Origin of the sequence: Ectothiorhodospira marina, from assembly GCF_900109495.1 — a bacterium.
GTDB classification, from domain to species: domain Bacteria; phylum Pseudomonadota; class Gammaproteobacteria; order Ectothiorhodospirales; family Ectothiorhodospiraceae; genus Ectothiorhodospira; species Ectothiorhodospira marina.
The window spans coordinates 26955-40135 of sequence record NZ_FOAA01000001.1 but is presented as its reverse complement, the minus strand read 5'-3'; the positions used below and the strand labels follow the sequence as shown (position 1 = coordinate 40135).

The 13181-nt window shown below is 64.6% G+C and carries 12 protein-coding genes; 5 read left to right on the top strand and 7 right to left on the bottom strand.

Annotation, left to right across the window (positions count from 1 at the left end; all coding sequences use genetic code 11):
- Positions 1–89 precede the first annotated feature (89 nt).
- Positions 90–566, top strand: coding sequence for an SsrA-binding protein SmpB (smpB, locus tag BMY52_RS00220; protein WP_090249386.1), 477 nt, complete (start codon positions 90–92; stop codon positions 564–566).
- Positions 567–570: 4 nt separating this feature from the next.
- On the opposite strand, the gene dnaQ is transcribed toward smpB, so the two are convergent.
- From dnaQ to BMY52_RS00205, 3 genes are read right to left on the bottom strand one after another with little or no spacing between them, the layout of a single operon-like run.
- Positions 571–1284 (bottom strand): DNA polymerase III subunit epsilon, encoded by a 714-nt coding sequence (gene dnaQ / locus BMY52_RS00215; RefSeq protein WP_090249383.1) that lies wholly within the window; start codon positions 1282–1284, stop codon positions 571–573.
- Positions 1285–1339: 55 nt separating this feature from the next.
- Positions 1340–1795 (bottom strand): ribonuclease HI, encoded by a 456-nt coding sequence (gene rnhA, locus BMY52_RS00210; RefSeq protein WP_090249380.1) that lies wholly within the window; start codon positions 1793–1795, stop codon positions 1340–1342.
- Positions 1788–2546, bottom strand: a complete 759-nt coding sequence (locus BMY52_RS00205) for a class I SAM-dependent methyltransferase (protein WP_090249377.1) — start codon at positions 2544–2546, stop codon at positions 1788–1790. Before BMY52_RS00205 ends, rnhA begins: the two co-directional genes overlap by 8 nt.
- Before the next feature lie 90 nt (positions 2547–2636).
- Here BMY52_RS00205 and BMY52_RS00200 point away from each other — a divergent pair, with 90 nt between their 5' ends.
- The 3 genes from BMY52_RS00200 (at position 2637) to BMY52_RS00190 (ending at position 5752) form a co-directional block, all read left to right on the top strand.
- Complete coding sequence (locus BMY52_RS00200; RefSeq protein ID WP_090249374.1) at positions 2637–4079, top strand: LysM peptidoglycan-binding domain-containing protein; 1443 nt, start codon at positions 2637–2639, stop codon at positions 4077–4079.
- A gap of 121 nt (positions 4080–4200) precedes the next feature.
- A complete protein-coding gene (locus BMY52_RS00195) occupies positions 4201–5019 on the top strand; it encodes a Stp1/IreP family PP2C-type Ser/Thr phosphatase (RefSeq protein ID WP_090249371.1) in 819 nt (272 codons plus the stop codon).
- Between the two features lie 10 nt (positions 5020–5029).
- Positions 5030–5752, top strand: a complete 723-nt coding sequence (locus tag BMY52_RS00190; RefSeq protein WP_090250436.1) for an FHA domain-containing protein — start codon at positions 5030–5032, stop codon at positions 5750–5752.
- A 199-nt stretch (positions 5753–5951) separates the two neighbouring features.
- On the opposite strand, the gene BMY52_RS00185 is transcribed toward BMY52_RS00190, so the two are convergent.
- From BMY52_RS00185 to BMY52_RS00170, 4 genes are read right to left on the bottom strand one after another with little or no spacing between them, the layout of a single operon-like run.
- The gene (locus tag BMY52_RS00185; protein WP_245740506.1) at positions 5952–7604 is read right to left on the bottom strand and encodes an ABC transporter ATP-binding protein; all 1653 of its coding nucleotides are present in this window, start codon (positions 7602–7604) and stop codon (positions 5952–5954) included.
- Positions 7605–7609: 5 nt separating this feature from the next.
- A complete protein-coding gene (locus BMY52_RS00180) occupies positions 7610–8803 on the bottom strand; it encodes an ABC transporter permease (RefSeq protein WP_090249365.1) in 1194 nt (397 codons plus the stop codon).
- Positions 8796–10178, bottom strand: coding sequence for an ABC transporter permease (locus tag BMY52_RS00175; protein ID WP_090249362.1), 1383 nt, complete (start codon positions 10176–10178; stop codon positions 8796–8798). Before BMY52_RS00175 ends, BMY52_RS00180 begins: the two co-directional genes overlap by 8 nt.
- Positions 10179–10182: 4 nt before the next feature.
- A complete protein-coding gene (locus BMY52_RS00170) occupies positions 10183–12057 on the bottom strand; it encodes a peptide-binding protein (protein WP_090249357.1) in 1875 nt (624 codons plus the stop codon).
- A 150-nt stretch (positions 12058–12207) separates the two neighbouring features.
- Between BMY52_RS00170 and fabI the strand changes: the two genes are divergently transcribed.
- Entirely contained in the window at positions 12208–12996 is a 789-nt protein-coding gene (gene fabI, locus BMY52_RS00165) for an enoyl-ACP reductase FabI (protein WP_090249353.1), read from the top strand.
- The last annotated feature ends 185 nt before the right edge of the window (positions 12997–13181 follow it).

Sequence of the window (13181 nt, the reverse complement as noted above, 5' to 3'; positions counted from 1 at the left end):
CCTCCGGATTTGAGGCTCATTTTGATGAAATTCGGCTCTGGCCTCAACGTCTCACCCCGAGGAGGGCCCCCTCGTTTATAATCGCCCGCATGAGCAAGAAACAGAAAAACCAGGGGGGCGGCAGTACCATCGCCCTGAACAAGAAGGCCAAACACGACTATTTCATCGAGGATCGCCTGGAGGCGGGCCTGGTGCTTGAGGGCTGGGAGGTCAAGAGCATGCGTGCCGGACGGGCGCAGCTCAGTGAGAGCTACGTCCTGATCAAGCGCGGCGAGGCCTGGCTGTTCGGGGCCCATATCAGCCCACTCACCACGGCCTCCACCCACATCAACCCGGACCCGTCCCGCACCCGGAAGCTGCTGTTGCACGGCGCAGAACTGAGCAAGCTCATCGGTCTGGTGGAACGCCGTGGTTACACGGTCGTGCCGCTGGCCCTGTATTGGAAACGGGGTCGGGCAAAGCTGGAGATCGGCCTGGCCAAGGGCAAGAAGGCCCACGACAAGCGGGCCGTGGAAAAGGAGCGGGACTGGCAGCGGGAGAAGGCGCGGGTACTCAAGACCGGCTGAAGGCTTACCAGCGCGCTTCAACCCCCAGCTTGTCCAGCACGCGCTGGTGGGCCTCGAGCTCCTGTTCGCTGGCCCGCGGCACCGCGAGCCGGGGCCGGTCGGCGGACAGGCGGCGGATGGCCGCTTCGACAGGTCCCGTTGAAGTCGCCTCTTCCGACTCTCCCCCTAACGACAGGGTTTTCTGCCCGCCGGTCATGGCCAGGTAGACATCCGCCAGTATGCGGGCATCCAGCAGGGCCCCGTGGAGTTCGCGACCGGAATTATCGATCTGGTAACGCTTGCACAGGGCATCCAGGCTGTTGCGCTGGCCCGGGTGCATCTTCCTGGCCATCACCAGGGAGTCAGTGACCGTACAGTAATCCTCCACGCACCCCCGGTCTTTCCCCAGCAGCTTCAACTCGTGGTTGATGAACCCTACGTCGAAGGGGGCGTTGTGGATGATCAGTTCGGCGCCACGGATGAAGTCGAGGAAGTCTTCCACCACATCGGCGAAGCGAGGCTTGTCGGCCAGAAACGCATTGCTGATGCCATGGACCTCCTCGGCACCCGCATCCACCTCCCGATCCGGCTGCAGATACTGGTGATAGTGCTGCCGGGTCAGGCGGCGCTTGACCATCTCCACGCAGCCGATCTCGATGATTCGGTGCCCCTGAGCCGGCTCCAGGCCGGTGGTTTCGGTGTCGAGGACGATCTGGCGTGCGGGGGTATCGTTCTGCATGGGTCTCTCGGTCAGGCTTGTACGGCGCGATGCCGCGTGCTTTACGGGCGCCGGTTCACCCGGCCAGCGCACCCGCCTTCATCTCGTCAATGGCCTGATTGGCCAATGTATCGGCCAACTCGTTTTCAGGGTGACCGGTGTGACCACGCACCCAGTGCCAGCTCACCTGATGCAACGCGCCGGCGGCATCCAGACGTTGCCAGAGATCCTGATTCTTCACCGGCTGGCCACCGGCCGTGCGCCACTGGCGTTTTTTCCAGTTGGGCATCCACTGGTTGACGCCGTTCTTCACATACTGTGAATCGGTGGTCAGGGCGACCTGGCAGGGGCGTTTGAGGGTTTCCAGGGCCTGGATGGCGGCCATCAGCTCCATGCGGTTATTGGTGGTCATTGCCTCCGCCCCCTTGAGATGCTTTTCCTTCCCCTTGAAGCGCAACACGGCCCCCCACCCCCCGGGACCGGGATTGCCTCGACAGGCGCCGTCGGTATAGATCTCCACCACTTCACTCACGATCACGTCTCCTGCACAGGGGTTTTGCCACACCACCGGGGACCATCCCCCGCACGGCACGCCAGCGGGGACGCATCGGGGTCATGGTGGACACCCGCTTGCGAGCCAGAATGACATAGGCGCCCCCAAGATAAGGCAGATTGCGCCCCCCCAGACCCTGGACAATGCTCAGCCGCTCCTTCAGCCCGGTGCCACCCGCGGGCGGCGTGAACCCCGCATAGGCCCGGGCAAGCACCTCGAATCCCAGCAAAGACAACCATTCCCGCGTGCGTCCGGTACTGTAACAGGGCCGGGCCCAGGGTGTGCTGCCACGACGACCGGGGAGCATCTCCCAGAGGCCCACCGGGCTCAGGGGGTTGAAGCCCACGATGATCACATTCCCCTCCGGCAACAGGGTACGCTCGACTTCCCGCATCACCTGGTGCGGGTCCTCACTCAGTTCAAGGGTGTGCATCAGCACCACCAGGTCCAGGGAATCAGCCTGCACCGGCCAGGCCTCCGGCAGGGCCGCCACATGCCCCTCACCCGAGCGATATTCCATGCAAAAGCGATGGTTGATACGGCTGCTGGCCAGCAGATCCTCACCCAGGGCCACCTGCCCCAGTTGCAGGGCATGGAAACCGAACAACTCCGGCAAAAAACGCTCCAGGTGCACCTGGAGCGCCGCCAGAAGTGCTCGCCCGGGGGGCGTCGAATACCAGCGACGCAGTGCATCCTGGCAATCGACGATGGGGATATGGGCGCGCGACATAGGGCGGAGGATAGAGACTTTCGCGGACAGTGGCCAGTCAGGGTTGAGAGGGGGAACCGGCCCCGCTATCCTAGCGCGCCTATGATAAAGATGAAAACGCTCGGTCACCGGGGGGTTGCCACCGGCATCTGCATCCTGCTCACGGGCTGTGCCGGCCTGTCCGAGCGGACGACCCCGGCCCCCTCCGGGGAAGCGGCCGCGCAAGAGGCTCGCGCCACTCAGGCACCGGTCCAGCCCAGGTTTCAGCACCCCGCTGCCGAAGCGGAGGTGGAACTTCTGAAAAGCGATGCGGCGCGGGCCATCAGCGCGCAGCCGGCGACCGAAGTCGAGATTGAGGATGATCTGTGGGCCCGGGTGCGACGGGGCATGAACATGCCCGATGCCAGGGATGAGCCCCGGGTTTTGCGGTATATCGAATGGCACCAGGAACATGACCACTACCTGGAGCAGGTCACGGCCCGAGCCACCCCTTATCTGCACTACATCCTGGAGGAAATCGAGGCACGGGGACTGCCCACCGAGTTGTTGCTGCTGCCCATCGTCGAGAGCGCCTACATCCCCAGGGCCCAGTCCCCCAGTCAAGCGGCGGGCATCTGGCAATTCATCCCTTCCACTGGCCGCCACTTCGGCCTGCACAGCAACTGGTGGTATGACGGTCGCCGGGACGTCCATGCCTCCACCCAGGCAGCCCTGGACTATCTGACCCAGCTCCACGAGCGCTTCGATAATGACTGGCTGCTGGCCCTGGCCGCCTATAACGCGGGCCAGGGCACGGTGAGCCGGGCCATCGCCCGGAACGAACGGCAGGGAAAGCCCGCCGACTACTGGCATCTGGACCTGCCCCGGGAGACCCAGCACTACGTCCCTCGCCTGCTGGCCCTGCAGGCCATTGTGCGCGACCCCCAGGGCTATCAGGTGGGCCTCGCCCCAGTGCCTGATGAACCCCGCATCCAGGTGGTGGACACCCAGGGACAGATTGAGCTGGCGGTGGCAGCAGACCTGGCCGGGGTGGATCTGGAAACCCTGCAAACGCTCAACCCCGGATTCAACCGCTGGGCCACAGCCCCCGGTGGCCCGCATCACCTGTTATTGCCAGCGGACCGCGTGGCAGACTTTCACGATGGCCTGAGCCGGCTGGATGACAGTGCGCGCGTCACCTGGCAGCGCCATCGCATCCGTCCGGGCGAGAATCTAGGCCGTATCGCCGCGCGGTACAACGTCACCGTGGGCACGCTCAAGGAGGTCAACAGTCTGCAAGGCACCCTGATCCGCGCTGGTGATCACCTGCTGATTCCCTCCCCGGCCACACCGGATGCCCACCCACAGGCCACCGCCTCCGCCACCCGCGGCAACGAGCCGACCCGCCAAGTGGAATACACAGTGCAGCCCGGCGACACCCTCTGGCATGTGGCTCGACATCATGGTGTCACGGTCCGGGATCTGGCGCGCTGGAATGAATTGTCCACCGCCGACATCCTGCGCCCGGGTCAGACCCTGATCATCCGCACCGGCGGTGATACGGTCTCTGCCTGAGGGCCGACCATTCCACGGATTACCACCTTTTGCTCCATTCTCCGATGGCATCGGGAAACGGGCGGGGCTATCCTGAAGCCTCCCTGACCCAACTCACCGCGACCAGGCGGCGACAACCCGAATGACCCAGAAAGACACGCTGCAGATTGCCGGCTGTACCGACCCGGGTCGCACCCGGGCAAGAAACGAGGATGCCATCGGCGAGGACGCAGAACTGGGCCTGATGGTGCTTGCCGATGGCATGGGCGGTCATTCCGGGGGGGATGTGGCCAGCCGCATGGCCGTGGACACCATTCTTGGGGAATTGCGCCAGGCCCTGGGTCGGGTCGGGGGCAATGCCCAGGGGAAAGGCACCGACGAAACCAGCCTGCAGGTGCGCGAGGCCATCATCCAGGCCAACCGCGCCATTCATGAGGCCGCGGCCGATGATGTGCGCAACACCGGCATGGGCACCACACTGGCGGTGGCCCTGCTGCGCCCCGGAACAATCATCCTCGCCCATGTGGGGGACTCGCGGATCTATCGCTTTCGCAACGGCCAACTGGAACAAATGACCGTTGATCACACCCTCATCCAGGAACTGGTGGATCGAGGCCTGTGCAATGCCGATCAGGCGCGAACCTCACTGAACCGTAATCTGGTCACCCGTGCCCTGGGCATCGACTCCACCGTCGCGGTGGACATTCGTCAGGAACCCGTCATGCCGGGTGACCTCTACCTGCTCTGTTCCGACGGCCTCAACGACATGCTGGAGGATGCCATCATCGAGGATATCCTGAGCCGGCATCAGACCCATCTCCAAGAGGCCACGCGAGAACTGGTGCGACACGCCAACGACTCGGGAGGCCGAGACAACATCTCGGTCCTGATTGGGCGCATCCCGACGGCCTCGCGGCCGCAGGGTCGCTGGTATCACCGACTCCTGGGTCTGCGACGGTGAACTCATGGCCATGAAGTCACTTCCTCGACTGATCATCAGCACCGGCAACACCCTCAGGGGGACGGTGCCCCTGGGTAGCAAGCCCATCACCATCGGCCGCCGCCCGGACAATGACATCCGTCTGGACAATCTGGCGGTCAGTGGATACCACGCCCAGTTGATCCCGCTGCTCAATGACATGATCCTGGAGGATCTGAACAGCACCAACGGCACCCTGGTCAATGACCTGCCCATCCGCAAGCGAGTGCTGCTCGAGGGTGACAGGATCGCCATTGGCAGCCACGAACTGCTGTTCACCCGCATCCCGCCGGAGGACATGACCGAGGAAGAGGCTGCCGACCCGCCGGACGAGACCCTGATCGTCAGCCCCCGCACCGACACCGCCGCATCGGGTGGAACCGGCGTCGGTGCTACCCGGACACCGGGGCGCACGCCGCCCACCCATGGCGCCTACCTGCAGGTGCTCACGGGAGCCCAGGCCGGGCGGGAATGGCCGCTGAACAAGGCGCTGACCACCATTGGCAGTCCCGGCGTGCAGGTGGCTGCCATCAGTCGTCGTGGCGACCACTTTCATATTACCCGCATAGAGGGAGGCAGCCATCCCCACCCCCCTCGCCTCAATGGCGAGGATCTGGGCTCCCACGCCCGGGCACTGCAACACCAGGACGTGATCGAAATCGCCGGCGTGAGCATGGAGTTCATCGACCGATCCACGCTGAGCCCACATCACTGACCGCCCCCCCCCATGGCACGACTCCTGGCCTAGTGGTGGTCATCACCCTGGGCGGGCCTGGTCAGGCGGCCACCCTGACGAATCTGTTTTCGGAGATGGATCCCCCCCCAGGTCAACGCGCAAGCGCTGACTCAGGGGGACAGCCATCCCCTGAATGACGGCGACCTGCTGGAGGTGGCCGGGGTGCGCATGGTTCTGGTCATGGACTGAGCCGGGGCACCGCGGCCAGCAGCTTGCGGGTATATTCGTGCTGCGGCTGATGACAGATCTGCCGCGCCGGCCCATATTCCACCACCCGCCCCTGATACATCACCGCCATGGTATCGGCCAGATATTCCACCACGCCGATGTTGTGGGTGATGAACAACAGGGTGAGCCCCCGCTCCCGGGTGAGCGCCATGAGGATCTCCAGGATCTGCGCCTGCACCGAGACATCCAGGGCACTGGTCACCTCGTCGCAGACAATGAACGCCGGATCCAGCACCAAGGCCCGGGCGATGCCGATGCGCTGGCGCTGCCCACCGGAGAATTCATGGGGATAGCGCCACAGGGTGTCGGCGGGCAGTTGCACCTGCTCCAGCACCTGGGCCGCCCGCACCAGGCGATCCTCCTTGTCGATGCCGATCCCGTGGACCGCCATGGGTTCGGTCAGCATGGCCGCCACGGTGAGGCGTGGGTTCAGGGACGACATGGGGTCCTGAAAGATGATCTGCATACGCCGCCGATAAGGCTGCAGGCGGGCCCGGGGCAAGCGGGTGATATCATCCCCGGCAAAGTGAATCTGTCCACCGGTGGGCTCCACCAGGCGGAGGATGGCCCGCCCCAGGGTGGTCTTGCCGCAACCGGACTCCCCCACCAGGGCCAGCACCTGCCCGCGAGGGATCGCAAGGCTCACGCCATCCACGGCCCGTACGTGGTCCACCACCCGACGCATCAGCCCCTTGCGCACCGGGAAATGGATCTGTAGATCATCCAGGCGGACCAGGGGTTCGCCGACGGGCGCGGGACGCCCTCCCTCCCCCGCGGCTTCCCGGCGGCGGGTGAGGTTTTCCGGCAGGGCGTCGATGAGCTGACGAGTATAAGGATGCTCCGGATGGTCCAGCACCTGGCGCACCGTGCCCTCCTCCACCAGCTTGCCCAGACGCATCACCCCCAGCCGATGCCCCATCTGCGCCACCACGCCGAAATCGTGGGTGATGAACAGGATGGACATGCCGTTACGCTCCTGCAGTTCCCGCATCAGCCGCAGGATCTCCGCCTGAACGGTCACATCCAGGGCAGTGGTAGGCTCATCGGCGATCAACAGGTCCGGCTCGCAGGCCATGGCCATGGCGATCATCACCCGCTGGCGCTGTCCACCCGAGAGGCGGTGGGGGAACTCATTCGCCCGCTCGGCGGGGTTGGGGATCTGCACCTGGGCCAGCGCCTCCACGGCCCGCTCCCGGGCCTCGGCATCACTGAGGTGCGACTGGTGCAGCTTGAGCACCTCGACGATCTGGTCGCCCACCGAAAACACCGGATTCAGGGAGGTCATGGGCTCTTGAAAGATCATGCTCATGCGCATGCCGCGGATCTGTCGGCGCCGGGCCTCGTCCAGTTGCAGCATGTCCACCACCTCGCTGTGGCCCTGGACATCCCGGGCCCGGAACAGGATCTGGCCCCCCGGGTGCCGGCTGATATCCCGGGGCAGGAGCTGGATCACCGATAGGGCAGTCACTGACTTGCCGCTGCCCGACTCCCCCACCAGGCAGAAGGTCTCACCGGGCTTGATGCCAAAACTCACCCCGTCCACGGCGCGCACGGTCTCGCCGCCGGCCTCCAGATGGGTGTGCAGATCCTTCACTTCCAGCAGCACGGTCAGGCCTTCTTCTTCAGGTAGGGGTCCAGGGCGTCGCGCAGGGACTCGCCCACCAGGTTGTAGGCGAATACCGTCAGGAAGATGGCCCCGCCAGGGAAGGCGGCCATCCACCAGTTGAAGGAGGAGGACTGCACCGCCTGGTTGAGCATCTGCCCCCAGGAGGGATCATCCACCAGCCCCAGTCCCAGAAAGCTCAAGGTGGCCTCCGCCAGGATGGCCGAGGCCACGCCGAAACTGGCGGCCACCAGGATCGGCGCGATCCCATTGGGCAACATGTGCCTGAACAGCACCGAACGCAGTGGCAAGCCGCAGGCCACGGCCGCCTGCACATAGTCCTGCTCGCGCAGCTTGAGAAATTCGGCACGCACATAACGGGCGTACCCGGACCAGGAGGTGATGCCGATGATGATCATCATCATGTAAAGGCTGCGCCCGAAGAAGGCCACGAAGGTCAGCAGCAGGAACAGGGTGGGAATGGCCTCGAAGATCTCCACGATGCGCATGCCGATGATGTCCACGATGCCCGAGAAATAGCCCATCAACCCACCCACGATGATGCCGATGCCCAGGGCAATGCCGGTGGCGATGAAACCGATACCCAGGGCGATGCGCGAGGCATGGATCATGCGCGAGAGTACATCGGCGCCATTCTCCTCGGTGCCCAGCCAGTGGCGGCGAATCTCCTCACTCAAGGGGGCTTCCAGGCCCGTGTCGCCAAAGTCACGCAGATAGTCCTTGGGGGAATACGGCACCGGGGCCCACATCACCCAGTCATACTGACCCGCCGCCTCGGCCTCGCGATGCTGCTCGTAGATCACCAGTTCCGGCGGCGATACCGTGAAGGCGCTGATGCTGCCGCTGATCACCAGCATGGCCAGCACCGCCAGCAACTTGTGCCAGAAGGGGCGAGGCAGGAACGACACCAGCACCGCCGTGAAAAACACGACCAGCAGGGTCACGTCTGCGGCGGTGAGATGCGCCAGCACCGGTGCCATCAGACCGCCCTCCCCCATGGCCAGCAACGGATGGCTGGTGGCCAGGAAAGGGGCGAACACCGCCACCATCACCAGCAGCAGGATCCAGGTCAGGCCGATGCGGGCCCCCCAGCGCAGCAGCACCTCCCGTGCCACCTGGGCGGCATAGCTTCGGCGATGGCGCGGCGGGGCAAGCGCTTCCTGGCTCGATTCAGTCATAACTCACCCGGGGATCGGCAATGGCGTAACACAGATCGGCAATCAGGTAACCGGCCAGGGTGAGCATGCCACTGATCAGGGTGACCGACAGCACCAGCTCCCGATCCCGGGTCTGCACCGCCTCCACGGCCAGCTTGCCCATGCCATCGATGGAGAAGATGGTCTCGACAATCACCGAGCCCGCCAGCAGGCTGGGCAACAGGGTGGCCGAGACAGTAATCAGGGGCAGCAGGGAATTGCGGAACACATGTCGCCAGAGCACGTCACGTTCACTCACCCCCTTGGCCCGAGCGGTGCGTGCATAGTCCGAGAGCAGGTTCTCCAGCACCGCCGAGCGGGTCAGCTTGGCCAGGAACGCAAATCCCCCATAGGCCAGGCACAGCACCGGCAGCACCAGATGCCAGAGCCGATCCAGCAGGAAACCGCGCACGAACGCCCCCTGCGCCAGTTCCGCTGCCAGACCGATGCCCATGGCCATGCCCACCAGGCCCAGCAGCCCGACACGCAGGGCCACGAAACCGTTCCCCGCCGCCAGGGCCAGGCTGCCGCCCACGCCGGCCATGAGCAGCAGATGCAGCAGACCGAAGGCCTGATCCGATACCTGGGCCGCCATCATGAAACCCAGGATTGCACCCGTGGCGCTGCCCACCAGCACCCGCCAGCGTTGCGCGGCCTTCAGGGCCAGCCAGACCATCAGCGCGGCCCCCAGGCCCACCAGCAGGAACAGCATGAGCAGATCGGTGGCCGTGCCCCAGTGGGGCAGGAAGGTCATATCCAGGGCCTCGCGACGGTTAACGCCACCGGTGGGGAACCAGCGCCAGAACTGCTCCGAGGCGAAGAAACCGATCAGCAGCACGCCGGCCAGCATGGTGGGCACCGACCACAGGCCCAGCAGCAGCACGCCGGAGCCGGTGTCGAAACTGCCCCCGCGCCGGGTGGCGGCCTGCACCCCCACGGCGATGGCAATGATGTAGATGATGGGAATCGACAGCACGTTCAGAAGCAGTGTGATGGGCAGACGTTCCGCGATCAGATCCCCGACCGGTCGCCCGTAGCGGAAGCTGGTGCCCAGTTCCGACCCCTTCCAGAAGGAGAAGCCCTCGATGGCCCCGTCCCGGTCGAAGGTGAACCCGGCCGGAGAGATGTTGTTCACCCAGCGCAGATACTGCACTGGCGGCGGCTGATCCAGCCCGTACATGCGATTGTAATAGTCCTCCATGGCCTGCTTGGCCTGAGGCTCCAGGTTCATGCCATCCACCAGAGACTGGGCACTGATGCCCCCGGGGGCGGCGGCCATGACCACGAACACCACGATGGTGATCCCCATGAGGGTGGGGATCATCAACAACAGGCGCCGCAGGATATAGGTGAGCACGGAATCAGCGCGCGTGACGTTGCTGTTCGCTGGGCACGTAGATCTCCAGCGGTACGGTGCCCAGGTTCAGCCCCAGACGGGTGCGCTTGAGATTGGCCAGCCGATCATCCACGAAGGCCAGGGTCTGGCGACGCATCAGGAAGGTATAGGGCTGGTCCTCGTGCAGCACCCGCTCCACCTCATGCCAGATGGCCATGCGCTCCTCTTCGTCCACCGTGCCCCGGGCCTTTTCGATCAGGGCATCCAGCTCCGGATTTTCGTAACTGATGAAGTTGTCCCCGCCCGAGACCGTCTGGCTGGAGTGGAACATCTGGTAAACGTCGATCTCCACGCCGCTGGTCCAACCCAAGGTGATGGCATCGAAGTCCTTGCGGTTGAGCAGATCCAGCATCACCGACCACTCGGTGGGCCGAGGTTGCATGAGGATGCCGGCACGGGCATACAGATCCCGCAGGAACAGCACCATGCGGCGGGTGTCCTCGTTGTCCTGGAAGAACACCATGTCGAACTCGAAGCGCTCACCGTCAGGCCCCTGCAGGATGCCATCGCCACTGCGATCCGCAAACCCGGCCTCCTCAAGCAGGCTTCGGGCCTTGTCGACACTGAACCCATAGGGCTCGATCCCGCTGTCATGCTGGGGACTGCGCGGGTTGAAGGGGCTGATGGCCACCTCCGCGTAACCCAGCATGATCTCCTCGATCACCCGCTCCAGATCGGTGAGATGGGTCATGGCCTGGCGTACGCGCTTGTCCGCAAAGCGGGTGGGCTCGTCATCACGCCGCTGGTTCCAGCCGATATAGCTGTAGCCCCCGGTGGGACTCATGTACTCAAAATGCTCGGTGCGGTCCCGCAGCGACTCATCCTCGAGCAATTGCTGATATTCCCGGGGCCTGGCCGTGTACAGGTCAATATCCTGATTGCGGAAGGTGGTCAAACGGGCGCTGTCGTTCTCGATCACCCGCCACAGCAGGCGGTTGAAGGGCGGGTCCACCGGCCCCCAGTAGCGGGGGTTACGCCGCAATTCCACCATGCCGGCATCCGGCGTCCAGCCCTCGGGGTCCGCCAGGCGGTAAGGGCCCGACCCCAGCAACAGACCGCGGGACTCATTGAATCGGCGCGGTTCATCCAGATAGGGCTCATAGAAATGCCGCGGCATCACCTGCAGACCGCCGGCCAGGGACAGGCTGTTGAAATAGGGCTCGGAAAAGGTGAACGCCACCTCATGCTCCCCCAGGGCCTCCACCTTCTCCAGTTTTTCCAGATACGCCCGGGCCCGGGGAGCGGCGATGTCATCATTCATGATGAACTGGTAGGTGAAGACCACGTCATCGGCGGTGAGGGGCTCGCCGTCGGAGAACTCCAATCCCCGGCGCAATTGGAAGGTGATGGTGAGTCCATCGTCGCTGAAGTCCCAGTCCCGGGCCAGCAGGCCCTGCCATTCCAGGGTGTCCGGGTCGCGCACCAGCAGCGACTCCAGCACGTAGCTTTGTACCTCGCTGGCATAGGCGTCGCTGGACACCAGTGGCGTCAGGGTGGACAGACCCGTGGGAAAGGCGCGCACCAGCCAGTCACCGCTGGCAAAGTCTGGCTGGCGGGTGGCTTCAAAGGCCCGGGCAAAGGCCTCGGGTAACTCATCGGCGTCCACCGTCTCCTGCCCCGCACCCGGCGCCACCACCCCTGCCCGCAGTCGCGAATCCAGCCCCTGCACCGCCCCACGGATACGGCGCAGATCGTCGCCCTGCTCCTGCAGGGTGCGCTGCATCTCGGCCATGCGGGACCACTGGCGGTCCACCTGATACATGAGCAGGATCAGCAACAGCCCCAGGCCCAGCAGCAGGCCCAGCATCACGAAGTCTTTCGAGGTGTAGCGTTTTTCCATGGGGACGGATCCATGACGGCTTGAAGGCCAAGTCTCCGGGTTCGGGGAGGGTGTGACAAGGGGTGGGGCGCGCGTCCCGCACCGTTAGTAGTATCATGTCCGCCGAATCAACCTGATACCACTGAAACGAAACAGACAGGAGATCACAGCATGGGTTTCATGACCGGCAAGCGGGTGCTTATCACAGGCGTGGCCAGCAACCGCTCCATCGCGTACGGCATTGCCAAGGCCATGGCGCGGGAGGGCGCGGAGCTGGCCTTCACCTACCAGAACGATCGTCTCAAGGATCGGGTGGTCAAGCTCGCCGGAGAATGCGGTTCCGACATCGTGCTGCCCTGTGATGTCTCCAGTGACGAGCAGATTGAGGCCACCTTCGAGCAGCTGGGTCAGCACTGGGACGGCCTGGAGGGTCTGGTGCATGCAGTCGCCTTTGCCCCCAAGGAGGCCCTGGAGGGCGACTTCCTGGACGGCATGTCCCGTGAGGCCTTCAACACCGCCCATGACATCAGCAGCTACAGTCTGGCGGCCCTGGCCAAGGCGGCCCGTCCGATGATGAAGGGTCGCGACGCGGCCATCCTGACCCTGTCCTATCTGGGCGCCGTGCGCTCCATGCCCAACTACAACCTCATGGGCCTGGCCAAGGCCAGTCTGGAGGCCAACGTGCGCTTCCTGGCCTACACCCTGGGCCCTGAAGGCGTGCGTGTGAACGGCATCTCCGCCGGCCCCATCCGCACCCTGGCCGCCGCCGGTATCGGTGACTTCCGCAAGATCCTGGATCACGTGGAGAACAATGCCCCGCTGCGGCGCAACGTGACCATCGAGCAGGTGGGGAATGCCGCCGCGTTCCTGTGCTCGGACCTGGCATCGGGCATCACGGGGGAGATCACTTACGTGGATTCCGGCTACAGCACCCTGGGACTGGGGCCGGCGGAGGTCTGAGGAAGGTACTTCTCCCCCTTGGAAAGAAGTGCCGGGGATAAGGCTCAGGTAGCGGGCTGAGTGCTACCTAACTCCCTTCTCCCCCTTGGAAAGAAGGGCCGGGGATAAGGCTCAGGTAGCGGGCTGAGTGCTACCTAACTCCCTTCTCCCCCTTGGAAAGAAGGGCCGGGAATAAGGCTCGGGTA